This is a genomic window from Pseudomonas sp. GW821-FHT09A09 (genome assembly GCF_059418405.1).
Genome location: NZ_JBWKPU010000014.1, coordinates 13,595 through 35,280, shown reverse-complemented (window position 1 = coordinate 35,280; position 21,686 = coordinate 13,595). Strand labels below are relative to the sequence as shown.

21 protein-coding genes and 1 other RNA gene are annotated in these 21,686 nt (G+C 61.5%); 14 read left to right on the top strand and 8 right to left on the bottom strand.

Annotation, left to right across the window (positions count from 1 at the left end; genetic code table 11):
* The first annotated feature begins 220 nt into the window (after nucleotides 1-220).
* The 4 genes from rho (at nucleotide 221) to AC07OV_RS14425 (ending at nucleotide 6,112) form a co-directional block, all read left to right on the top strand.
* The gene (rho, locus tag AC07OV_RS14440) at nucleotides 221-1,480 is read left to right on the top strand and encodes a transcription termination factor Rho (protein ID WP_016973082.1); all 1,260 of its coding nucleotides are present in this window, start codon (nucleotides 221-223) and stop codon (nucleotides 1,478-1,480) included.
* A 155-nt stretch (nucleotides 1,481-1,635) separates the two neighbouring features.
* Nucleotides 1,636-3,618, top strand: a complete 1,983-nt coding sequence (locus AC07OV_RS14435) for an acyltransferase family protein (RefSeq protein WP_495092449.1) — start codon at nucleotides 1,636-1,638, stop codon at nucleotides 3,616-3,618.
* Between the two features lie 59 nt (nucleotides 3,619-3,677).
* Nucleotides 3,678-5,144 (top strand): 4-hydroxy-3-polyprenylbenzoate decarboxylase, encoded by a 1,467-nt coding sequence (gene ubiD / locus AC07OV_RS14430; protein WP_016973080.1) that lies wholly within the window; start codon nucleotides 3,678-3,680, stop codon nucleotides 5,142-5,144.
* A complete protein-coding gene (locus tag AC07OV_RS14425) occupies nucleotides 5,144-6,112 on the top strand; it encodes a CDP-6-deoxy-delta-3,4-glucoseen reductase (RefSeq protein ID WP_495092448.1) in 969 nt (322 codons plus the stop codon). The genes ubiD and AC07OV_RS14425 overlap by 1 nt, the downstream gene beginning before the upstream one ends.
* 120 nt (nucleotides 6,113-6,232) lie before the next feature.
* On the opposite strand, the gene AC07OV_RS14420 is transcribed toward AC07OV_RS14425, so the two are convergent.
* Nucleotides 6,233-6,715, bottom strand: a complete 483-nt coding sequence (locus AC07OV_RS14420) for a sn-glycerol-3-phosphate transporter (protein WP_176996870.1) — start codon at nucleotides 6,713-6,715, stop codon at nucleotides 6,233-6,235.
* 328 nt (nucleotides 6,716-7,043) lie between these two features.
* Here AC07OV_RS14420 and AC07OV_RS14415 point away from each other — a divergent pair, with 328 nt between their 5' ends.
* Nucleotides 7,044-9,431, top strand: a complete 2,388-nt coding sequence (locus AC07OV_RS14415) for a TonB-dependent receptor plug domain-containing protein (protein ID WP_495092447.1) — start codon at nucleotides 7,044-7,046, stop codon at nucleotides 9,429-9,431.
* 26 nt (nucleotides 9,432-9,457) lie between these two features.
* Nucleotides 9,458-10,114 carry a gamma-glutamylcyclotransferase gene (locus AC07OV_RS14410; protein ID WP_176996868.1) on the top strand — a complete coding sequence of 219 codons (657 nt, stop codon included), beginning with the start codon at nucleotides 9,458-9,460 and terminating at the stop codon, nucleotides 10,112-10,114.
* Here AC07OV_RS14410 and glpT read toward each other — a convergent pair.
* Nucleotides 10,100-11,449: a glycerol-3-phosphate transporter gene (gene glpT, locus AC07OV_RS14405; protein ID WP_176996867.1), complete on the bottom strand. Its 1,350-nt coding sequence runs from the start codon at nucleotides 11,447-11,449 to the stop codon at nucleotides 10,100-10,102. The genes AC07OV_RS14410 and glpT overlap by 15 nt on opposite strands.
* 292 nt (nucleotides 11,450-11,741) lie before the next feature.
* Nucleotides 11,742-12,719 (bottom strand): NADPH:quinone oxidoreductase family protein, encoded by a 978-nt coding sequence (locus AC07OV_RS14400; protein WP_259172349.1) that lies wholly within the window; start codon nucleotides 12,717-12,719, stop codon nucleotides 11,742-11,744.
* Nucleotides 12,720-12,869: 150 nt separating this feature from the next.
* On the opposite strand from AC07OV_RS14400, the gene AC07OV_RS14395 reads away from it, so the two are divergent.
* Nucleotides 12,870-13,277 (top strand): flagellar basal body-associated protein FliL, encoded by a 408-nt coding sequence (locus AC07OV_RS14395; protein ID WP_176996865.1) that lies wholly within the window; start codon nucleotides 12,870-12,872, stop codon nucleotides 13,275-13,277.
* A gap of 4 nt (nucleotides 13,278-13,281) precedes the next feature.
* Here AC07OV_RS14395 and AC07OV_RS14390 read toward each other — a convergent pair whose 3' ends face one another.
* On the bottom strand, nucleotides 13,282-13,731 hold the full coding sequence (locus AC07OV_RS14390) for an EVE domain-containing protein (protein WP_495092446.1): 450 nt from the start codon (nucleotides 13,729-13,731) through the stop codon (nucleotides 13,282-13,284).
* 195 nt (nucleotides 13,732-13,926) lie between these two features.
* On the opposite strand from AC07OV_RS14390, the gene AC07OV_RS14385 reads away from it, so the two are divergent.
* Nucleotides 13,927-14,076, top strand: coding sequence for a hypothetical protein (locus AC07OV_RS14385; RefSeq protein ID WP_176996863.1), 150 nt, complete (start codon nucleotides 13,927-13,929; stop codon nucleotides 14,074-14,076).
* Nucleotides 14,077-14,083: 7 nt separating this feature from the next.
* On the opposite strand, the gene AC07OV_RS14380 is transcribed toward AC07OV_RS14385, so the two are convergent.
* The 4 genes from AC07OV_RS14380 to AC07OV_RS14365 form a co-directional block, all read right to left on the bottom strand.
* Nucleotides 14,084-14,713 (bottom strand): 5-formyltetrahydrofolate cyclo-ligase, encoded by a 630-nt coding sequence (locus AC07OV_RS14380; protein WP_495092491.1) that lies wholly within the window; start codon nucleotides 14,711-14,713, stop codon nucleotides 14,084-14,086.
* A gap of 58 nt (nucleotides 14,714-14,771) precedes the next feature.
* Nucleotides 14,772-14,950, bottom strand: a non-coding RNA gene (ssrS, locus tag AC07OV_RS14375) — 6S RNA.
* Between the two features lie 30 nt (nucleotides 14,951-14,980).
* Nucleotides 14,981-15,298, bottom strand: coding sequence for a cell division protein ZapA (locus AC07OV_RS14370; protein WP_003176812.1), 318 nt, complete (start codon nucleotides 15,296-15,298; stop codon nucleotides 14,981-14,983).
* Nucleotides 15,295-15,504, bottom strand: coding sequence for a TIGR02449 family protein (locus AC07OV_RS14365; RefSeq protein ID WP_003177365.1), 210 nt, complete (start codon nucleotides 15,502-15,504; stop codon nucleotides 15,295-15,297). Before AC07OV_RS14365 ends, AC07OV_RS14370 begins: the two co-directional genes overlap by 4 nt.
* A gap of 138 nt (nucleotides 15,505-15,642) precedes the next feature.
* Here AC07OV_RS14365 and AC07OV_RS14360 point away from each other — a divergent pair, with 138 nt between their 5' ends.
* From AC07OV_RS14360 to AC07OV_RS14335, 6 genes are all read left to right on the top strand, one after another.
* Nucleotides 15,643-16,200 (top strand): YecA/YgfB family protein, encoded by a 558-nt coding sequence (locus AC07OV_RS14360; RefSeq protein ID WP_176996862.1) that lies wholly within the window; start codon nucleotides 15,643-15,645, stop codon nucleotides 16,198-16,200.
* 20 nt (nucleotides 16,201-16,220) lie between these two features.
* Complete coding sequence (gene pepP / locus AC07OV_RS14355; protein ID WP_176996861.1) at nucleotides 16,221-17,543, top strand: Xaa-Pro aminopeptidase; 1,323 nt, start codon at nucleotides 16,221-16,223, stop codon at nucleotides 17,541-17,543.
* Complete coding sequence (ubiH, locus tag AC07OV_RS14350; protein ID WP_495092445.1) at nucleotides 17,540-18,727, top strand: 2-octaprenyl-6-methoxyphenyl hydroxylase; 1,188 nt, start codon at nucleotides 17,540-17,542, stop codon at nucleotides 18,725-18,727. The genes pepP and ubiH overlap by 4 nt, the downstream gene beginning before the upstream one ends.
* A complete protein-coding gene (locus AC07OV_RS14345) occupies nucleotides 18,720-19,205 on the top strand; it encodes a DUF4442 domain-containing protein (RefSeq protein WP_494996280.1) in 486 nt (161 codons plus the stop codon). Before ubiH ends, AC07OV_RS14345 begins: the two co-directional genes overlap by 8 nt.
* 9 nt (nucleotides 19,206-19,214) lie before the next feature.
* The gene (locus tag AC07OV_RS14340) at nucleotides 19,215-20,432 is read left to right on the top strand and encodes a 2-octaprenyl-3-methyl-6-methoxy-1,4-benzoquinol hydroxylase (RefSeq protein ID WP_494996318.1); all 1,218 of its coding nucleotides are present in this window, start codon (nucleotides 19,215-19,217) and stop codon (nucleotides 20,430-20,432) included.
* Nucleotides 20,433-20,593: 161 nt separating this feature from the next.
* A complete protein-coding gene (locus AC07OV_RS14335; RefSeq protein ID WP_176996858.1) occupies nucleotides 20,594-21,598 on the top strand; it encodes an extracellular solute-binding protein in 1,005 nt (334 codons plus the stop codon).
* Nucleotides 21,599-21,686 lie beyond the last annotated feature (88 nt).

Here is a 21,686-nt window from a genome sequence, read left to right as displayed (position 1 = left end):
GCCCCGCAAATAGCGGGGCTTTTTCGTGAAACAGGGCTAGACGCTCCCAAACTCAGGTGTTACATTCGGCCCCGCACTGGTTTCTCCACTGCCCCCTGCATGCCGTCGCCGACGCACTCCTTTTCGATTAGTACGCGATCCTGTCGCCTTCTCCGCGGCGCGGCCTCATTAAGCCAAAAGCTTAATTTCCCCCCTCCATAAATGATTACGTCATTCCTATATGAATCTGACTGAACTCAAGCAAAAGCCGATTACCGACCTGCTCCAGCTGGCCGAAGAAATGGGCATAGAAAATATGGCCCGTTCGCGCAAGCAGGACGTGATTTTCTCCCTGCTGAAAAAGCACGCGAAAAGCGGTGAGGAAATCTCCGGTGATGGCGTGCTGGAGATTCTCCAGGACGGCTTCGGCTTCCTCCGCTCTGCAGACGCCTCCTATCTCGCCGGCCCAGACGATATCTACGTCTCGCCGAGCCAGATCCGTCGCTTCAACTTGCGCACCGGTGACACCATCGTTGGCAAGATCCGCCCTCCAAAGGAAGGCGAGCGTTATTTCGCGCTGCTCAAGGTCGACACGATCAACTTTGATCGTCCCGAGAACGCGAAGAACAAGATTCTCTTCGAGAACCTGACCCCGCTGTTCCCGACCGTGCGCATGAAGATGGAAGCCGGTAACGGTTCCACCGAAGACTTGACCGGTCGTGTGATCGACCTGTGCGCTCCGATCGGCAAGGGCCAGCGTGGCCTGATCGTCGCGCCGCCGAAAGCCGGCAAGACCATCATGCTGCAGAACATTGCAGCGAACATCGCGCGTAACAATCCTGAAGTTCACCTGATCGTGCTGCTGATCGATGAGCGTCCGGAAGAAGTGACCGAAATGCAGCGCACCGTGCGCGGCGAAGTGGTTGCCTCCACGTTCGATGAGCCGCCAACCCGCCACGTGCAGGTTGCCGAAATGGTGATCGAGAAGGCCAAGCGCCTGGTCGAACACAAAAAGGACGTAGTGATCCTGCTGGACTCCATCACCCGTCTGGCCCGTGCCTACAACACCGTGATCCCGAGCTCCGGCAAGGTATTGACCGGTGGTGTCGACGCCCACGCCCTGGAGAAACCGAAACGTTTCTTCGGCGCTGCGCGGAACATCGAAGAAGGCGGCTCGCTGACCATTATCGCCACCGCACTGGTTGAAACCGGCTCGAAGATGGACGAAGTGATCTACGAAGAGTTCAAGGGTACCGGCAACATGGAACTGCCCCTGGACCGTCGTATCGCGGAGAAACGCGTGTTCCCGGCGATCAACATCAACCGTTCCGGCACCCGCCGCGAAGAGTTGCTGACGGCCGACGACGAACTGCAGCGCATGTGGATCCTGCGCAAGCTGCTGCACCCGATGGACGAAGTAGCCGCCATCGAGTTCCTGGTCGACAAGCTGAAAACCACCAAGACCAACGACGAGTTCTTCCTGTCGATGAAGCGTAAGTAAAACGACGTTTCAGGTCCGAAAAAATGGCGTCCCAAGGGGCGCCATTTTTTTTGCGTCAGAAAAGGGAGGTTTGTGCGGCATAAGTGTCAGTAAAGAAACAAAAAAGGTGAGTGAGGCTACGCTCACTTCCATTCGTATCAGGCTGACTACGTTTTATGACTGCTCTTGCTTACCGAAGAGACATCGATGGCCTGCGCGCCGTTGCGGTTCTGGCTGTGGTGCTGTTCCATTTTGGGGTGCCCGGTGTCACGGGCGGCTTCGTCGGCGTTGACGTGTTTTTTGTGATTTCAGGCTTCCTGATCACCTCGATCATCTGGCGGGAGCGCCAGGCGGGGCGCTTCAGTTTTGTGGATTTCTGGGCGCGGCGTGCCCGGCGCATCCTGCCGGCACTGTTTGTGATGATGGCGGCCACCCTGGCCGTGGGCTGGTTCCTGCTGGCGCCCAAGGATTACGAGGAGCTTGGGCGGTCAGTGCACTACCAGGTGATCTTCACCTCCAACCTGCTGTTTTCCCGCCAGCACGGCTACTTCGAAGCTGCCTCCGACATCAAGCCGCTGTTGCACACCTGGTCGCTGGCGGTCGAAGAGCAGTTCTACATCATCTTCCCGCTGCTGCTGACCTTGCTAGCCAGCCGCCTGAAGCATTGGCGCCTGGCGTTGTTCGGGATTTTGCTGGTGTCGTTCGGCATGAGCCTGTGGGCGGTGGCCCATACGCCGCAAAAGGCGTTCTACCTGTTGCACCTGCGCGCCTGGGAGTTGCTGGCCGGCGCCATGCTGGCGGTGATGCCCGTGCGCGACTGGCGTGCGTCGCCCGCCCTGGCCCAAGGGGTCAGCCTGTTGTCGATGGCGCTGATACTGATCGCCGTATTCGCCTTCGATTCAGCCACACCGTTTCCCGGCGCTGCCGCGTTGTTGCCGGTGCTGGGTGTGGTCGGCCTGATCTGGGCCAACGGCCAGCAACCCACCTGGGTCGGGCGCGTGCTGAGTTCACGGGTGATGGTGGGCGTGGGGCTGATTTCCTATTCCTGGTACCTGTGGCACTGGCCGGTGTTCGTTTATGCTAGCTATGCCGCGGTTGATGGCCTGAGCCCGATGGAGCTGGGCGGTCTGATGCTGCTGAGCCTGGTGCTGGGCTACCTGTCCTGGCGATGTGTGGAAACCCCGTTTCGGGAGAAACGCCTGCTGCCCGGGCGCAAGGCGATTCTGGCGGCGGCGTGTGTCGGGATCCTGTGCCTCGGCTTTACGGGCGTGGCGTTGCGCAAGGCCGATGGTGTGCCGTCGCGTTTGTCCGAGCAGGCCCTGCGTTATGCCCAGGCAAAAAAGTGGAGCCCTGAGTTGATGGCGTGCATGGCAGACAAAGACACCCCCGACGAACGGCTGTTTTGCCATTTTGGTCCTAAAGGCAGCTCGGTGTCCGCGCTGGTGTGGGGTGACAGTCACGCCACTGCCTTGATTCCAGCACTTGAGATAGCGGCCAAGCGGCATGACATCAGCTTGGTCGAGGCCAGTTTTGCCGGTTGTGTGCCGTTGGATGGCCTGGAGAACATTGCCCGCTGCGCTCATTTCAATCATCGCGTGGAAAAGGCGATGGCCGAGCAATCCTTCAGCGATGTGGTGTTGGCGGCGCGCTGGAGCTTGTACCTCTACGGGCAGATGTCCGGTGACAAAGAGCACGCGCTGAAGGACCCCGCCACCGGCCAATACGTGCGCGCCATCGCCGAGCAGCGCTTCGCCCAGGGGCTGCGCGAGCGCATCAAAGGGTTGCGTGCCGCAGGTCACAGGGTCTGGCTGGTCAAGGAGGTGCCGCTGCAGGAAATCATCGTGCCTTACCGGCTCAGTCGCCTGGCCATGATGCACCGGCCGGTGGACCGAGAAGGCCTGCCCGTGGCCGAGCACCTCAAGCGCCAGGTTTTTATCTCCCAGCTGTTTGCCGAGTTGGCAGCGGCCGACAGCGGTATCACGGTGCTCGACCCCGCGCCCTTGCTGTGCGGCGCCGATGGCTTGTGCCGGGTCGAGCTCAACGGCCGAGCGCTGTACACCGACGACAATCACCTCTCTGATGTCGGCGCACGGCACGTCGAGGCCTTCCTGGAACCGTTGTTCCGTTCGCTGCAATCACGAGGGCTGACGGCCAATTAAGCTGCCAGCCGCCCTCGGAGCAGGTAGGATGTACGCCTATTTTACGGGTGGCATGGTTAATGAAATTCAAGGATCTTCGGGATTTCGTGCAGCAACTTGAGCAGCGCGGAGAGTTGAAACGTATCCAGATGCCGATTTCACCGGTACTGGAAATGACTGAGATTTGCGACCGTACCCTGCGCAACAAGGGCCCGGCGCTGCTGTTCGAAAACCCGACCGGCTTTGACATCCCGGTGCTTGGCAACCTGTTCGGCACCCCCGAGCGCGTGGCCTTTGGCATGGGCGCCGAGTCGGTCAGCGAGCTGCGCGAGATCGGCAAGCTGCTGGCTTTCCTCAAGGAGCCCGAGCCCCCCAAGGGCTTGAAGGACGCTTGGTCGAAGCTGCCGATCTTCCGCAAGATCATTGCCATGGCGCCCAAGGTGGTCAAGGACGCGGTGTGCCAGGAAGTGGTCATCGAAGGCGACGACGTTGACCTGGCCATGCTCCCGGTGCAGACCTGCTGGCCCGGCGACGTCGGCCCGCTGATCACCTGGGGCCTGACCGTCACCAAGGGCCCGAACAAGGACCGCCAGAACCTCGGCATCTACCGCCAGCAAGTGATCGGCCGCAACAAGGTGATCATGCGCTGGCTCAGCCACCGTGGTGGCGCGCTGGACTTCCGCGAGTGGTGCGAAAAGCACCCCGGCAAACCGTTCCCGGTTTCCGTGGCCCTGGGCGCCGACCCGGCGACCATCCTTGGCGCTGTGACCCCGGTGCCGGACAGCCTGTCCGAGTACGCCTTCGCTGGCCTGCTGCGCGGTAACCGCACCGAGCTGGTGAAGTGCCGTGGCAACGACCTGCAAGTGCCCGCCACTGCCGAGATCATCCTTGAAGGCGTGATTCACCCGGGCGAAATGGCCGACGAAGGCCCGTACGGCGACCACACCGGCTACTACAACGAAGTCGACAGCTTCCCGGTGTTCACCGTCGAGCGCATCACCCATCGGATCAAACCGATCTACCACAGCACCTACACTGGCCGTCCACCGGATGAGCCGGCCATTCTCGGCGTGGCGCTCAACGAAGTGTTCGTGCCGATCCTGCAAAAGCAATTCCCGGAAATCACCGACTTCTACCTGCCGCCCGAGGGCTGTTCGTACCGCATGGCCGTCGTGACCATGAAGAAGTCGTACCCGGGCCACGCCAAGCGGGTAATGCTGGGTGTGTGGTCGTTTTTGCGACAGTTCATGTACACCAAGTTCGTTATCGTCACCGACGACGACATCAACGCCCGCGACTGGAACGACGTGATCTGGGCCATCACCACGCGCATGGACCCCAAGCGCGATACGGTGATGATCGACAACACGCCGATCGACTACCTGGACTTCGCCTCACCGGTGTCGGGCCTTGGGTCGAAGATGGGCCTGGACGCCACCCACAAATGGCCAGGTGAAACCACCCGCGAGTGGGGCCGGGTGATCGTCAAGGATGAAGCCGTGACAGCCCGTGTCGATGCGATCTGGAAAGAATTGGGAATAGATTGATGCGTGTAACCCTGCAACCGTCCGGCGCTGTGCTAGAGCTGGTCCCTGGCGAGCGAATCCTCGAAGGCGCGCGTCGCCTGGGTTATGAATGCCCCCAGGCCTGCCGCAATGGTGTGTGCCACGTATGTGCGGCGCTGTTGGTGGAAGGCCGGGTGCAGCAGGCCGGTGAGGTGCGTGATCATGGCGAGTTCTACACCTGCATCGCCGAGCCGCTGGAAGATTGCATTGTGTTGTGGGATGGCGTGCTGGCGCCGGGAGAGTTGCCGTTGCGCAAGTTGTCGTGCCAATTGAGCGAATGCGTGGAAGTCGGTGGCGACGTGTGGCGCGTGCGCCTGCGGGCGCCGGCCGGCAAGGCGGTGCGCTATCACGCCGGGCAGTACCTGATGATCGAGCGGGACAATGGCGAGAAGTCCGCCTTCTCCCTGGCGTCCGCGCCCCACGCCGGGCGCGAGCTGGAACTGCATGTGCTGGCCCGCGAGGACAGCGCCCGCAGCCTGCTCGAGCAACTGCAGCGCAACCAGATGGCGCGCATAGAGCTGCCGTTCGGCGACACTCACCTGGCTGAGCTGCCGGACGGGCCCCTGGTACTGATCGCTGCGGGCACCGGCATGGCGCAGATGCACAGCCTGATCGAGCATTGCCGCGCCTCCGGCTTCAAGCACCCGGTGCACCTGTACTGGGGCGTGCGTCGTCCAGAAGATTTCTATGAGATCGAACACTGGGACCAGTGGCAGCAACTGCCCAATCTGTTCCTGCACAAAGTCGTCAGCGACCTGTGCGGTTGGGAAGGGCGTTGCGGGTTGTTGCATGAAGCGGTGTGCGAAGACATCAGCGACCTCAAGGCCGTGCATGTCTACGCCAGCGGTTCGCCGGCGATGATCTACGGCACGCTGGACGCGCTGGTGGAAGCCGGCATGGATGCACACCAGATGCGTGCCGACGTCTTCGCCTACGCCCCCCGTCCCTGACTTCACGCGGATTTGATGTGGGAGCTGGCTTGCCTGCGATGGCGGTGTGTCAGCCAAATATTTGCCACTGATACACCGCTATCGCAGGCAAGCCAGCTCCCACAATGATTTGCGTTGCTGTCAGAAACGCACACCAGTTGTCACCATCGCCGCGTTGAACCCCAGCAACACCACTTCCGCCGCCACCGGCCCGTAATGCGTGCCGACCGACGGGATGATCACCGGCGCAACGCCAAAACGGTTCAACGGGATCTTGTCGCGGTATTCGCCGCGATAGCCCTGGATCACCCCCGCTGTGAGCTTTAAATACACCGGGTAGTCAGCCATGTCGTAGCGCTTGCCTGCATAGGCGTAATACGAGCGCTGGCTGAACGAGTTGCGAAAGGTCGCGCCGCCAATCACCAGTCCCGACGCTTGATTGCGCTCCAGGCCGATCAGGTCCTGGTGGTTGTTGTGGTCGGGGTCGGGCGAAAAGTGGCGGGTGTAGAGGCTGGTCTGCGCGTACCAGAAACCCTTGTCGTCATTGGCCGCAGGCATTTCGCCGGCCAGGGCGGCAGAGGCCTGGGCGAGGAACAGCAGGCCAGGCAGTGTGGATTTTTTCATGGGTGCGACCTCGATAGTCGATTTGAAAGGCGGCTAGTTGGGTCGTGACATGGGCGCTATTTTGACGGCTTGACGCCGGCCCAGGCTGAACCGGGGCTGAAAGTACCGGGATTGCCTGGGCCAATCCTGATGAACGGGCGCGGGTGCTTATGCTTTCGCTTATTCTTTTTGGGTATTTAATTTATTCAATAGATATCTTTAGGCTATATCGCAACGGACTACCGATTATCTGCCACTAACCAATAACTGACCGCCACCGCCCGCCAGCCGGATCGATCGTATGCATTCAGAGCATTGACGTTCTGACTTTGATTCCAAGGGGAGCGGTATGGGGAGTTACAAGAAACACGCGCTGTACACGGCGATTTTGTCGGCCAATTTGCTGACCGCCGTGGGATTCAATCCAGCACAGGCGGCAGAAGCCGCCGCCGCCGATGCACCCAAACTCGACACGGTTATTGTCACCGGCACCCGCGCCCAGGAGCGCACGGCCAGTGCGTCGCTGTCGCCCATCGATGTGATTTCCGGCGACACCTTGCGCAGCACCGGCTCCGACGAACTGGGTGCCGTGTTGGCGCGGTTGATTCCTTCAATCAATTTCCCGCGCCCAAGCCTGGTGGACGGTGCTGAATTGGTGCGCCCTGCGCAGTTGCGCGGCCTGTCGCCGGATCAGGTGCTGGTGCTGGTCAACGGCAAGCGCCGCCACACCAGCGCGTTCGTCAACCTGGGTGGTGCGGTGGGCCGCGGTTCGGCGCCTGCCGATTTGAATGCGATTCCGCTGTCGGCGGTCGATCATATCGAAGTGCTGCGCGACGGCGCGTCTGCGCGCTACGGCTCCGACGCGATTGCCGGTGTGATCAACGTGATCCTCAAGCACGACGACCACGGCGGTTCGGTTTCCACCAAGTTTGGCGAGTACAAGAAGGGCGATGGTATCCAGCGCAATCTCAGCGGCAATACCGGCTTTGCGTTGGGCGACAATGGCTTTTTCAACCTCTCCGGCGAAGGTGCCGACAACGACTACACCAACCGCGCCGGCAATGACTTGCGGCCGGCGAGCGTCGGTTCGACCACCTATGGTCAGCGGGTCTTCCGCCAAGGCGAGCCGGCCACCAATGAAGGCAAACTGCAGTTCAACTCCGCCTACGCCTTCAACGACGGGCTGGAGTTCTACACCTTCGGCGGCTACAGCAAGCGGCGTGGCGAGACCGCCGCGTTCTATCGCGCCAGCAATGCCTCCAACAACATTGTGGCGCTCAACCCCAATGGCTACCTGCCGCTGATCAAGGGCAACCTGGAGGACACCTCGCTGGTAGTGGGCTTGCGCGGCCTGTTGGCCTACGACTGGCATTACGACCTGTCGGCCAACTACGGCAAGAACCAATATGCGCTGAGCACTGAAACCATCAACACCTCCCTGGGCCTGGCCACGCCGCGCAAGTTCGACAACGGCACCCTGAGCAATGACCAGAAACAGGTCAGCCTGGACCTGTCCCGTGAATTCGATGTGGGCTTTTTGCCGTACCCGGTTTCCGTGGCGTTTGGTGGCGAGTACCTGCACCAGGGCTATGAAATCGTAGCGGGCGAACCGGCGTCCTACTACCAGACCGGCAGTTCGGGCCTGGGTGGTTTCCGGGATGCCGACGCCGGCAGCAGTTCGCGACACAACTGGGCCCAATACCTGGACCTGGAAACCAACTTCACTGAAAAACTCAGCGCGTCGGCCGCCGTGCGGCATGAGGATTACAGCGATTTTGGCTCCAACGTCAGCGGTTCGCTGTCGGCCCGCTACGACTTCACCCCGCAGGTGGCCTTGCGCGGCAGTATTTCCAACGGCTTCCGCGCGCCGTCCCTGGCCCAGCAGAACTTTGCCTACACCTCGTCGCAGTTGATCGGCAGCACCATCCAGGAAGCCGGCACGTTCCCAGCCAACAGCAGAGTGGCCCGTTTGCTCGGCGCCGAAGACTTGAAGGCCGAGAAATCGCGCAACTACAGCCTCGGCCTGGTACTGGAACCGGCGGATGACCTGACCGTGACGATGGACGTGTACCGCATCGACATCCGCGACCGCATCAGCCTGTCCTCCAACCTTAACCTCAACCCGGCGACCATTGCCTACCTGCAAGCCAATGGGGTCGGCAACATCAATTACACCAGCGCCCGTTACTTCACCAACGCCACCGACACCAGCACCGACGGTGTCGACCTGGTTGCCAACTATCGCTACCAGTTCGACAACGGCATCCGCTGGAACAGCACCGTGGGCTACAACTACAACCACACCAAGGTCACGGACGTGAAGGCCAACCCGGCCATCCTCGACAGCCTGGGCGCCAACCTGGTGCGGGTCGACCGTCGCGAGCGCATTGGTTTGCTCGGCGACACGACGCCCCAGCACAAGCTGAGCCTGGGCAACGACTTCACCTACGGCCATTGGGCGCTGCACAGCAACCTGGTGCGCTATGGTGAATTCACCAGTTACCAGGCGGACAAGGTCAACGACCAGACCTTCAAGGCCGCGTGGGTGCTGGACCTGTCGGCGGACTACAAGCTCAAGAACTGGACCTTCACCCTGGGCGGCGACAACGTCACCGACAAATACCCGGAAAAGGTCAATGCTTTCGCCAGCAGCGGCGGCAACCTCGCCTATAGCACTTTTTCGCCGTACGGTTACAGCGGCGCGTTCTATTACGGTAAAGTTGCCTATAACTGGTAGTACGCAGGAGACCTAAGCGATTCGCCATGACCGTTATTGAAACCGATCTCTCGCATTTGGCTTACCCTCCGCGGCTCGACCTTGGGCCGCAACTCACTCACGAACAGTTGATGAGCTCGATGCAGGCCACCATGGCCCGGCACAAGGGTGGGCCGGTCTGGCTATTCGCTTACGGTTCTCTGATCTGGCGCCCGGAATGCTCGTCCACCGAGCGGGTGCGGGCCCGGGTCCATGGCTATCACCGGGGGCTGTACTTGTGGTCCCAGGAGCATCGGGGTACGCCGGAGTTGCCGGGGCTGGTCTTTGGCCTGGATCGCGGCGGCTCGTGCAGCGGGTTTGCCTACCGCTTGCCGGAAGATCAGCTGGAAGCGTCGCTTTACGCGCTGTGGTGCCGCGAGATGCCTTATCCCTCCTACCGGCCACACTGGCTCAGTTGCCGTCTTGAAGATGGCAGCCAGGTGCAGGCATTGGGGTTTGTCCTGGAGCGGCATCTGCCGAGCTACGCCGGCAACTTGCCCGATATCGTGCTCAACCACGTGCTACAGAGCGCTTGCGGGCGTTACGGCACGACTCGCGATTATGTCGAGCAGACCGTTAACGCCCTGCGTAGCCACGCCATGCCAGATAAGAACCTGGAGGCGCGGCTCAAGCGTTGTGCCAAGGATTGCTCAGGCGGTAGCTGAGCGCGCCTCGCTGACACTGTTGGTGTGCCACAGCGTCGGGATGAGGAACGCGATGGCCAACAGGCACGCGCCCACCAGCAACACAAACCCGCCGTTCCAGCCGAAGTGGTCCACGGTGTAGCCCATGGCCGCACTCGCCGCCACCGAGCCGCCCAAGTATCCGAACAGGCCCGTGAAGCCTGCCGCCGTACCGGCCGCTTTCTTCGGTGCCAATTCCAGGGCCTGCAGGCCGATCAACATCACCGGACCGTAGATCAAGAAGCCAATGGAGAACAATGCGATCATGTCGATGGTCGGGTTGCCCGGTGGGTTGAGCCAATAAACCAGGGTCGCCACGGTCACCAGGGCCATGAACACCACACCGGTCAAGCCACGGTTGCCACGGAAGATTTTGTCCGACATCCAGCCGCACAGCAGCGTGCCTGGAATACCCGCCCACTCGTAGAAGAAATACGCCCACGAGGTTTTATCCACGTCGAAGTGCTTGGCTTCCTTGAGGTAGGTCGGCGCCCAGTCCAGCACGCCATAGCGCAGCAGGTAGACGAAGACGTTGGCGAAGGCGATGTACCACAGCATTTTGTTACGCAGCACGTACTTGACGAAGATTTCCTTGGCGCTGAATTCTTCTTCGTGGCTGGCGTTGTAGCCTTCCGGGTAGTCGTTCTTGTACTGCTCGATCGGCGGCAGGCCTACCGATTGCGGGGTGTCGCGCATGGTGATGAAGGCAAACGCCGCTACCAGCAACGCCACAGTGGCCGGTACATAGAATGCTGCGTGCCAGTCGTTGAACCAGGCCATGCCCAGCAGGAACAGCGGGCCGATCAGGCCACCGCCGACGTTGTGCGCCACGTTCCATACCGACACCACGCCGCCGCGTTCTTTCTGCGACCACCAGTGCACCATGGTGCGCCCGCTTGGCGGCCAGCCCATGCCTTGGGCCCAGCCGTTGATGAACAGCAAAATGAACATCATGGTCACGCTGGACGTTGCCCAAGGTGCGAAACCGAAAATGAACATCACCCCCGCCGACACCAGCAGGCCGAAGGTCAGGAAGTAGCGTGGGTTGGAGCGGTCGGACACCAGGCCCATCAGAAACTTGGATAAGCCGTAGGCAATCGCGATGGCCGACATGGCCAGGCCCAGCTCGCCGCGGGTGTAACCCTCGTCGATCAGGTAGGGCATGGCCAGGGAGAAGTTCTTGCGCAGCAGGTAGTAGCCGGCGTAACCGAAGAAGATACCGGCGAAGATCTGCCAGCGCAGCCGTCGGTAGGTGCTGTCTATTTTTTCTTCAGGCAGGGGCGCCTGGTGTGCGGCAGGTCGAAAGAAAGCAAACATTCAAGAGCTCCAAATTTCTTGTTTTGACTGCGGATGCGAATGTTACAGTTTCGTTACCGAAAATAGCATCGCCTCTTATCTGCAAACACAGGAAATGAGAGCAATCGCATGTTCTCTTACGAACATGTCGCAAATGGATAAGTGTGGGTCGGGATGAGGTTCTTGAGCGTGTTGGAGATCAAATGTGGGAGCTGGCTTGCCTGCGATAGCGATCTATCAGCAGAAAATGTGTTGGCTGCCCCGACGCTATCGCAGGCAAGCCAGCTCCCACAGGGATTGCATTTCAGGTCCGTTAGCGGGTCTGGACGACCACTTTGCCCACCGCCCGGCGCTGCCCCAGGTCATTGATCGCCTGCGCGGCCTGTTCCAGTGGATAAACCTGCGACACCAACGGCTTGAGCTTGCCCTCGGCGTACCACGTGAACAGTTGCTGGAAGTTCGCCGCATTGTCCTGCGGCTGGCGCTGGGCGAACGAGCCCCAGAACACGCCGACCACGGATGCGCCTTTAAGCAGGGCCAAGTTCACCGGCAGCTCGGGAATGCGCCCGCTGGCAAACCCCACCACCAGCAGACGGCCGTTCCAGGCGATAGCGCGCACGGCCTGGTCGAACAGGTCGCCGCCCACCGGGTCGTAGATCACATCGACGCCATTGCCATCGGTCAGGCGCTTGATCTCGTCCTTGAGGCTGGTTTCGCTGTAGTTGATCAGCTCATCGGCGCCGGCCGCCTTGGCCACGGCCAGTTTGTCGGCGCTGCTGGCAGCGGCGATCACGCGGGCGCCCATGGCCTTGCCGATTTCCACGGCGGCCAGGCCCACGCCGCCCGAGGCGCCGAGCACCAACAGGGTTTCGCCGGGCTGCAGGTTGGCGCGTTGTTTCAAGGCATGCATCGAGGTGCCGTAGGTCATGCTGAACGCGGCGGCAGTGTTGAAATCCATGCTCGGCGGAATCGGCAGCACGTTATAGCCTGGTACCGCGACCTGCTCGGCGAAGCTGCCCCAGCCAGTCAGGGCCATGACCCGGTCGCCGGCCTTGAGGTGGCTGACCTTCTCACCCACTTCACTGACCACGCCGGCTGCCTCGCCACCCGGCGAAAAGGGGAAGGGCGGCTTGAACTGGTACTTGCCCTCGATGATCAACGTGTCCGGGAAGTTGACCCCGGCAGCGTGCACGTCCAACAGGATTTCGTTCTTCTTGATCGCCGGGCTGGCGACCTCTTCCAGCACCAGGGTTTCGGCGGGGCCGAAGGCTTTGCAGAGCACAGCTTTCATCGGACTATTCCTTTTGGCATCGTGGCCGATAAGTGTAGGAGGGTACGCCCGTGGGTCAACGAGCATGCCCGGGCCTGATAAGCCGCCATAAGCTTGTGCTCAGCCTTGCTAGCGTTATGCTACCCGGCAACCGAATTCGAGGAGTGAACTGTGAAAGCGTGGATCCTGTTGATGCTGGCCCTGACCTTGCCGATGGCAGCCCAGGCCGAAGAAGCGAAAGAAGGGGAGGCGCCGAAGGTCAGCTATATCAGCCTGACCCCGCCCTTCGTAGGCAACTACGGGCTGGACGGTACGGCCAAACTCAAAGTCTACAAGGCCGACATCGCCCTGCGTGTGACCGGGCCAGAAGCCGCCGCCGCCGTCAAAGCCAACGATGCGCTGATTCGTAACCAGTTGGTGGCGCTGTTCACCCAGCAAACCAACGACACCATGAGCAGTGTCGAAGGCAAAGAAAAGCTGCGCCAGGAAGCCCTGAAGCAGACTCAACAAGTGATGAACGACGAGACCGGCAAGCCGGTGGTGGAAGACCTGTTGTTCAACAACCTGATCATCCAGTAACGCTTCACAGCAAATCGATCACCGCCGCCCATTGTTCGGCGGTCACGGGCATTACCGAAAGGCGGCTGCCTTTTTGTACCAGCGGCAGTTCGGCGAGAGCGGCTTGCTGTTTCAGGTAGCCCAGGCCGAGCACGTTGGGGAAGGTTTTGACGTGCGTCACGTTGATCGCGCTCCACGGGTTTTTCTCTGGAGTGGCCTTGGCGTCGAAGTAGTGGCTTTCCGGTTCAAGCGCGGTGGGGTCCGGGTAGGCCGCCTCGACGATTTTGCCGATGCCGGCAATGCCAGGTTCGGGGCAGCTGGAGTGATAGAAGAAAAACTCGTCGCCCACCGCCATGGCGCGCAGGAAGTTGCGCGCCTGGTAGTTGCGCACTCCGTCCCAGCGGGCTTCGCCTAGCTTTTCCAGGCCCTTGATCGAGAGTTCATCGGGCTCGGATTTCATCAGCCAGTAGGCCATTTTAGGGCTCCTGAAAAAGGCGTTGGGCAAGTTGTCTGGCAATTTTATGACAAACCGACAGTCGGTTGGCGCCAAGGTTTGCGTGTTGGTTCACGTTACCGCAGAATGCCGGGATTTTAAGCTTGACGCAGCTGCAACGGACTACTTTGGAACGTTGTTGTCATCGTGTACGAGGTGCCTGAAGGGGGGCAATCGATGCAACGTAAACCGGATTTACTATGGATTTTGGTTATTTTGTTTGGTCTGGGCGTCGTGACCACCGGATATGCGCAGAGCTTGTGGTCGAACAAGACCGATGCACCCGTTGAACTGGCTCAACAGAAGCCGCAACCGTTCAAGCGTTAACACGGCTTCAAGGCGTCGCTGGTTCCAGCGGCGTTCCCGCGACATACCATTGCTTATCGGTGACAGTGCCTGCCAACGGCACGTCCCAGCTTGCCTGTGCCAGGCGATCGACCTTCTGGCACTCATGGGCCAGGCCCAGCAGCGTTGGCTTGCGCCAGTGTTGGCGGCGAGCGAGGTAAGCCAGGCTGCGGTCATAGAAGCCGCCGCCCATGCCCAGGCGCCCACCGGCATCATCGAACCCCACCAGCGGCAGCAACACCAGGTCCAGTGCCCAGACCTGGCGTTGGCGTTTGGCATTCACCCGTGGCTCAAAAATACGGAAGCGGTTGGGCGATAACTTATCCCCAGGCCGCACGCGCTGAAACACCATCTTGGTCCGTGGCCAGGCGCTGAGCACCGGCAGGTAGGTGGCTTTGCCCCGACGTTGGGCGGCGCGCAGCAGCAGGCGCGGATCGATTTCACCGTCCGTCGGCAGGTACAAGGAAATGTGTTTGGCCCGGCGAAACAGCGGCTGCTGTGCCAGTTGCCGATAGAGGCCGTGGGCGGCCTTGCGCTGCTCGCTCGGCGTAAGGGCGCGGCGGGCTTTGCGCAACATGCGTCGAAGTTGCGGACGGGAAAGCGGCGCAGGTTCGGTCATGGTTTTCCGGCTCATAAAACAATGCCAGTCCGAAGACTGGCATTGAGTTTGGGAATTCAGGCTCCCCGACAGAGCCGCTGTCGACTTAGCCCTTGAACCCGAAAGTTCAAGGTGGAAGATGCAGTAGGCTTTAAGGCTTTCCGTCTAGCGGACATGCACACCAGCCCAACGTGCAACTTCCAGGGTAGTGCGAATCGGCTCAGGGACATCGCCGACTGGCAAACACGCCAGGGAGTGGGGCGAGTATACCTTAAACAGCTTCGGCAATCAGCCCTTGGGTGCGTCTGAATCGCTGGAAAGCACCAGATCGACACGCTCCAGCAGGTCACGCACCTGCTCGCGCGTCGAGCCGCTGGCCTGCACGTCAGGCCGTTCCTGCTTGTGCAGCAGATCATGGGTGATATTCAACGCGGCCATCACGGCGATGCGGTCGGCGCCGATCACTTTGCCGCTGCTGCGGATTTCACGCATCTTGCCATCCAGGTAACGGGCGGCGCTCACCAGGTTGTTGCGCTCTTCCTGGGGGCAGATGATCGAATATTCTTTGTCGAGGATCTGCACGGTTACGCTATTGCTTGAACTCATGAGTCTTGCTCCAGGGCCTTCAGGCGCGAAATCATCGATTCGACCTTACGCCGGGCGATTTCGTTTTTTTCAATGAGGTGAGCGCGTTCCTCGCGCCAGGTCTTTTCCTGAGCTAATAGGAGTCCGTTTTGACTCTTAAGTTGCTCGACCCGATCAATTAGCAGTTCGAGTCTGGCCATCAGCGCTTGCAGGTCGGTGTCTTCCATTGGGTTCCACTGGATTTGTCTGATGAATGGCAACTTCAGGATAAACGATCTGACGCCCTCGATAGTCTTGGTACGTCTGCCGGTGCTAGGATACAGCGCTCCATTCTAGACATTGCGCCGTCTGGCGCCTAGCTCACCATGCCCATTCAGAACTCCCCGTACGACGCTTTTTCCAAACTGCTGAGCACCAGCGGCCACCCATGCTCGCCTGCCGAACTGCACGGCGTGTTGCTGGGTCGCAGCTGCACTGGTGTCGGTTTCGATGCCGACAACTGGCTGGCCGATGTGGCCGAGCTGCTGGAGAAAGAACCCGAAGACAACGTGCGCAACGCGCTGATCGGCCTGCAGGAAATGGTCAAGGGCGAGCTGACCGGTGACGACGTCACCGTGGTTCTGCTGCTGCCGACCGACGACGCGCCGCTCACCGAACGTGCCGCCGCCCTGGGCCAATGGTGCCAAGGTTTCCTTCATGGCTTCGGCGTGAACGCCGGCGGCCTGGAGTTGAGCACCGACGCACAGGAAGTGTTGCAGGATTTGGCAGCCATCTCCCAGGTGCAAGATGCACTGGAAGAGTCCGAAGACGGCGAAAGCGACTATATGGAAGTGATGGAATACCTGCGCGTCGCGCCGCTGTTGCTGTTCACCGAGACCAAAAAGTCCGCTGAGCCGGCTGCGCCCAAGCCGTCGCTTCACTAAGAAAGGAAGCCCATCTGCCCATGATTCATATCCCCAGAGCGGAATACACCCGGCGCCGCAAGGCGCTCATGGCGCAGATGGAACCCAACAGCATCGCGATCCTGCCCGCCGCCGCCGTGGCGATCCGTAACCGTGATGTCGAGCACGTGTACCGCCAGGACAGCGACTTCCAGTACCTCAGTGGTTTCCCTGAGCCGGAAGCGGTGATCGTGCTGATGCCCGGTCGCCAGCATGGCGAGTACGTGCTGTTCTGCCGCGAACGCAATGCCGAACGCGAACTGTGGGACGGCCTGCGTGCCGGGACCGAAGGCGCGATCCGTGACTTTGGCGCCGACGACGCATTCCCCATTACCGACATCGACGACATCCTGCCCGGCCTGATCGAAGGCCGCGATCGGGTGTATTCGGCCATGGGCAGCAACGCCGAGTTCGATCGCCACCTGATGGAGTGGATCAACGTGATCCGCTCTAAAGCGCACCTGGGCGCCCAGCCGCCGAACGAGTTTGTTGCCCTGGATCATCTGCTGCACGACATGCGCCTGTATAAATCGGCGGCAGAAGTGAAGGTGATGCGCGAAGCGGCGCGAATCTCGTGCGCGGCGCATGTGCGGGCCATGCAGGCCAGCCGCGCCGGTTTGCATGAGTTCAGCCTGGAAGCCGAGCTGGATTACGAGTTCCGCAAGGGCGGCGCGAAAATGCCGGCCTATGGCTCCATCGTTGCCGCCGGGCGCAACAGCTGCATCCTGCATTACCAGCAGAATGATGCAGTGCTCAAGGATGGCGACCTGGTGCTGATCGATGCCGGTTGCGAGATCGACTGCTACGCCAGTGACATCACCCGCACCTGGCCGGTCAATGGCAAGTTCTCGCCCGAACAGAAGGCAATCTACGAGATTGTGCTGGCCTCCCAGGAAGCCGCGTTTGCCGAGATCGCCCCGGACAAGCATTGGAACCAGGCGCATGAGGCGACCGTCCAGGTGATCACGGCCGGGCTGGTAAAGCTGGGCTTGTTGCAGGGTGACGTTGACGAGTTGATCGCCAGCGAAGCCTACAAGGCTTTCTATATGCACCGCGCCGGCCATTGGCTGGGCATGGATGTGCATGATGTGGGCGAGTACAAGGTGGGCGGTGAGTGGCGTGTGCTGGAAGTGGGCATGGCGTTGACCGTGGAGCCGGGGATCTACATTTCGCCGGACAACCAGAACGTGGCAAAGAAATGGCGTGGCATTGGCGTACGCATCGAGGACGACGTGGTAGTGACCAAGCAAGGCTGTGAAATTCTGACCGGTGGCGTGCCCAAGGCCGTTGCCGAGATCGAAGCGCTGATGGCAGCCGCCCGATGAGCAGGGTCAACCTCGCCATCATCGGCGGCGGCCTGGTGGGTGCCAGCCTGGCGCTGGCGCTGCAGGCCGGGGCCAAGGCGCGAGGCTGGAAGATCGTACTGATCGAACCCTTCGCACCCGGTGACAGTTATCAGCCGAGCTACGACGCACGGTCCTCGGCACTGTCATTTGGCGCCCGCCAGATTTACCAGCGCCTGGGCCTGTGGCAGGAAATTTCCCGGCGTGCCGAGCCGATCAAGCAGATTCACGTGTCGGACCGTGGGCGCTTCTCCACCGCACGGTTGACCGCGCAAGAGGAGGGCGTGCCGGCCCTGGGTTACGTCGTGGAAAACGCCTGGCTGGGCCAATGCCTGTGGCAAGGCCTGGACAAGGACGTGGTCAGCTGGCGTTGCCCGGCCGAAGTCACCCGCATGGAGCCATTGCCTGATGGCTACCGCCTGACCCTCAACGATGAAACCGTGCTGGAATGCGACCTGGCGGTACTCGCCGATGGCGGCCGTTCCGGCCTGCGCGAGCAACTGGGCATTGGCGTGAAGACCCGCCCGTACAACCAGAGCGCACTGATCGCCAACATCACCCCAAGCGAACCCCATAACGGCGAAGCCTTCGAGCGCTTCACCGATGAAGGCCCGATTGCCCTGCTGCCGCTGCCGGACAACCGTTGCGCGCTGGTCTGGACGCGCATCGGCATGGACGCCCAGCGCCTGGCCAACCTCGACGAACGAGCCTTCCTCAGCGAACTGCAGGGCGTATTCGGCTACCGCCTGGGCACCTTGAAGCAAGTCGGTGCCCGCCACCTGTACCCGTTGACCCTGGTCGAGGCCGAGGAGCAAGTACGCTCGCACCTGGCCATCCTCGGCAACGCTGCCCACAGCCTGCACCCGATTGCCGGGCAGGGCTTCAACCTGTCTCTGCGCGACGCGAATGCCCTGGCCGAGGCCTTGTTGGCCGGGCCTGCGGTACCGGGCGACCTGGCGACCTTGCAGGGCTACCTTGAGCGCCAGCGCCTGGACCAGAAAATGACCGTGGGTTTTTCCGACCAGGTCACGCGTCTGTTCGGCAGCGCGCAACCGCTGGTGGCGTTGGGCCGTAACCTCGGCCTGCTGGGGTTGGACTTGCTGCCACCGGCCAAACGCTGGTTCGCCCGTCAGGCCATGGGCCTGGGCACGCGTCCCGATGCGTAAGTGGCTGACCGAGCGCCTGGGCAAGGCGCGGCTGTTGCGTCTGTTCCTGACCCTGTACCCGCCGTACCTTGGCGCGGGCGTTCGGGTGCAGGCGCTGAGCGCGGATTTTCGCCATGCCAAGGTGCGCATGGGCCTGGGCTGGTACAACCGCAACTACGTCGGCACGCAGTTCGGCGGCAGCCTGTATTCGATGGTCGACCCGTTCTACATGCTGATGCTGATGGAGAACCTGGGCCGCGACTACATCGTCTGGGACAAGGCCGCGAGCATCGATTTCATTTCGCCGGGCAAAGGCCCGGTGTACGCCGAGTTTTCCATCGACGACGCGTTGCTCGATGACATTCGCCGGCAGACCGAAGGTGGCGAGAAGTACTTGCCTCACCTCAAGGTTCAGATTCATGACGGCTCCGGCACCCTGGTGGCGCGGGTCGACAAAACCCTTTACGTGCGGCGCAAGCCGCCAGCGAGACAGGCTTAAAGCATGGACATGCGCGCAGATGTGCTGATTGTCGGGGCCGGAATGGTCGGGAGCGCCCTGGCGCTGGCGTTGCAGGGCAGTGGCCTGCAGGTGCTGCTGCTCGACGGCAGCCCGCTGAGCGTCAAGCCATTCGACCGCGAGGCCGCCTTCGAACCCCGTGTGAGCGCATTGTCGGCCGCCAGCCAGCGTATTCTGGAGCGCCTGGGCGTGTGGGACGGCATCGTCTCGCGCCGCGCCAGCCCTTACGGCGAGATGCAGGTGTGGGACGGCAGCGGCACCGGGCAGATCCACTTTTCGGCCGCCAGCGTGCATGCCGAGGTGCTCGGGCATATCGTCGAGAACCGTGTGGTGCAAGACGCCTTGCTCGACCGCCTGCACGACTGTGATCTGGGCCTGCTGGCCAACGCACGTCTGGAGCAGATGCGCCGCTCCGGCGATGACTGGCTGCTGACCCTGGCCGACGGCCGCACCTTGCGTGCACCCCTGGTGGTGGCCGCCGATGGCGCCAACTCCGCCGTGCGCCGCCTGACCGGCACCGCGACCCGCGAGTGGGATTACCTGCACAACGCCATCGTCACCAGCGTGCGCAGCAGCCAGCCGCACCAGCGCACGGCCTGGCAACGCTTTACCGACACCGGCCCACTGGCGTTTTTGCCGTTGGTGCGCGATGGGCAGGAAGATTGGTGCTCGATCGTCTGGTCCACCACGCCGGCTGAGTCCGAGCGCTTGATGGCGCTGGATGATGAGGGCTTTTGCCGCGAACTGGAGCGCGCCTTTGAAGGGCGGCTGGGGACTGTGATCAGTGCAGACCCGCGCGTTTGTGTGCCCCTGCGTCAACGTCACGCCAAACGCTATGTGGCCGAAGGCCTGGCGTTGATCGGCGACGCGGCCCACGTGATCCATCCATTGGCCGGGCAGGGTGTGAACCTGGGCTTTCTCGATGCGGCGACCTTGGCTGAGGTGCTGCTCTCGGCGACTGAACGCGGCGAGCGCCTGGCGGATGTGAAAGTGCTGAGCCGCTACGAACGCCGGCGCATGCCGCACAACCTGGCGTTAATGGCGGCGATGGAAGGTTTCGAGCGACTGTTCCAGGCCGACCAACTGCCATTGCGCTGGTTGCGCAACGCCGGCTTGAAGATGGTCGACCAGATGCCCGAAGCCAAGGCCGTCTTCGTACGCCAAGCCCTCGGCCTGACCGGCGACCTCCCCGACCTCGCCCAACCCTGACCTCGAAACACAACCCCTGTAGGAGCCGGCTTGCCGGCGATGAGGCCCTCAGCCCCACCGCAAAAAGCCGGCCACGCAACATCTGGTAACGCCTCCACCAAGCGCCACCAAATGTGAGTCCTTATCATTTGCCCTCTTTTTGCAAATGAGAGACCGCACCCATGTTGGCACCCAAGCGCCTCCTGACTGCCCTGGCACTCACCCTGATCGGCAGCACCACCGTGCAGGCCGCCGACGAAGTGGTGGTCTACTCCTCGCGCATCGACGAACTGATCAAACCGGTGTTCGACGCCTACACCAAGAAGACCGGCGTACAGGTGAAGTTCATCACCGACAAGGAAGCCCCGCTGATGCAGCGCATCAAGGCCGAGGGTGAAAACGCCACCGCCGACCTGCTGCTCACCGTGGACGCCGGCAACCTGTGGCAGGCCGAGCAGATGGGCATCCTGCAACCGTTCACCTCTGAGGTGATCGACAAGAACATCCCCCTGCAATATCGCTCGTCCAAACACACCTGGACCGGCTTGAGCTTGCGCGCGCGAACCATTGCCTATTCCACCGACCGGGTAAAACCGGGTGATCTCACCACCTACGAAGCGCTGGCCGACAAACAGTGGGAAGGCCGCCTGTGCCTGCGCACGGCGAAAAAAGTCTACAACCAGTCGCTGACCGCCACCCTGATCGAAACCCATGGCGCGGAGAAGACTGAAGAGATCGTCAAGGGCTGGGTCAACAACCTGTCCACCGACGTGTTCTCCGATGACATCGCGGTGCTCGAGGCCATCAACGCCGGGCAATGCGACGTGGGCATCGTCAACACCTACTACTACGGCCGCCTGCACAAGCAGAACCCGAACCTGGCGGTGAAGCTGTTCTGGCCGAACCAGGGCGACCGTGGCGTGCACGTGAACCTGTCGGGCATCGGCCTGACCAAGCACGCGCCACACCCGGAAGCTGCCAAGGCGCTGGTGGAGTGGATGACCACGGCTGAAGCCCAGAAGATCTTTGCCGATGTAAACCAGGAATTCCCGGCCAACCCGGCTGTGCCGCCGTCTGCCGAAGTGGCGACCTGGGGCAAGTTCGTGGCAGACACCCTGCCGGTGGAAGTGGCGGGCAAGCGCCAGGCTGAGGCTATCCGCTTGATGGATCGCGCCGGCTGGAACTGATGCACATTTAGAAAACACAGCAGTTCATATGTGGGAGCAGTTTGTGTGGGAGCTGGCTTGCCTGCGATAGGATCACCTCGGTATGACT

Bases quoted from the DNA above. Each gene is read 5' to 3' on its own strand.
- rho (WP_016973082.1), top strand. From the start codon at position 221: ATGAATCTGACTGAACTCAAGCAAAAGCCGATTACCGACCTGCTCCAG.
- AC07OV_RS14435 (WP_495092449.1), top strand. From the start codon at position 1,636: ATGACTGCTCTTGCTTACCGAAGAGACATCGATGGCCTGCGCGCCGTT.
- ubiD (WP_016973080.1), top strand. From the start codon at position 3,678: ATGAAATTCAAGGATCTTCGGGATTTCGTGCAGCAACTTGAGCAGCGC.
- AC07OV_RS14425 (WP_495092448.1), top strand. From the start codon at position 5,144: ATGCGTGTAACCCTGCAACCGTCCGGCGCTGTGCTAGAGCTGGTCCCT.
- AC07OV_RS14420 (WP_176996870.1), bottom strand. From the start codon at position 6,715: ATGAAAAAATCCACACTGCCTGGCCTGCTGTTCCTCGCCCAGGCCTCT.
- AC07OV_RS14415 (WP_495092447.1), top strand. From the start codon at position 7,044: ATGGGGAGTTACAAGAAACACGCGCTGTACACGGCGATTTTGTCGGCC.
- AC07OV_RS14410 (WP_176996868.1), top strand. From the start codon at position 9,458: ATGACCGTTATTGAAACCGATCTCTCGCATTTGGCTTACCCTCCGCGG.
- glpT (WP_176996867.1), bottom strand. From the start codon at position 11,449: ATGTTTGCTTTCTTTCGACCTGCCGCACACCAGGCGCCCCTGCCTGAA.
- AC07OV_RS14400 (WP_259172349.1), bottom strand. From the start codon at position 12,719: ATGAAAGCTGTGCTCTGCAAAGCCTTCGGCCCCGCCGAAACCCTGGTG.
- AC07OV_RS14390 (WP_495092446.1), bottom strand. From the start codon at position 13,731: ATGGCCTACTGGCTGATGAAATCCGAGCCCGATGAACTCTCGATCAAG.
- AC07OV_RS14385 (WP_176996863.1), top strand. From the start codon at position 13,927: ATGCAACGTAAACCGGATTTACTATGGATTTTGGTTATTTTGTTTGGT.
- AC07OV_RS14380 (WP_495092491.1), bottom strand. From the start codon at position 14,713: ATGACCGAACCTGCGCCGCTTTCCCGTCCGCAACTTCGACGCATGTTG.
- AC07OV_RS14370 (WP_003176812.1), bottom strand. From the start codon at position 15,298: ATGAGTTCAAGCAATAGCGTAACCGTGCAGATCCTCGACAAAGAATAT.
- AC07OV_RS14365 (WP_003177365.1), bottom strand. From the start codon at position 15,504: ATGGAAGACACCGACCTGCAAGCGCTGATGGCCAGACTCGAACTGCTA.
- AC07OV_RS14360 (WP_176996862.1), top strand. From the start codon at position 15,643: ATGCCCATTCAGAACTCCCCGTACGACGCTTTTTCCAAACTGCTGAGC.
- pepP (WP_176996861.1), top strand. From the start codon at position 16,221: ATGATTCATATCCCCAGAGCGGAATACACCCGGCGCCGCAAGGCGCTC.
- ubiH (WP_495092445.1), top strand. From the start codon at position 17,540: ATGAGCAGGGTCAACCTCGCCATCATCGGCGGCGGCCTGGTGGGTGCC.
- AC07OV_RS14345 (WP_494996280.1), top strand. From the start codon at position 18,720: ATGCGTAAGTGGCTGACCGAGCGCCTGGGCAAGGCGCGGCTGTTGCGT.
- AC07OV_RS14340 (WP_494996318.1), top strand. From the start codon at position 19,215: ATGCGCGCAGATGTGCTGATTGTCGGGGCCGGAATGGTCGGGAGCGCC.
- AC07OV_RS14335 (WP_176996858.1), top strand. From the start codon at position 20,594: ATGTTGGCACCCAAGCGCCTCCTGACTGCCCTGGCACTCACCCTGATC.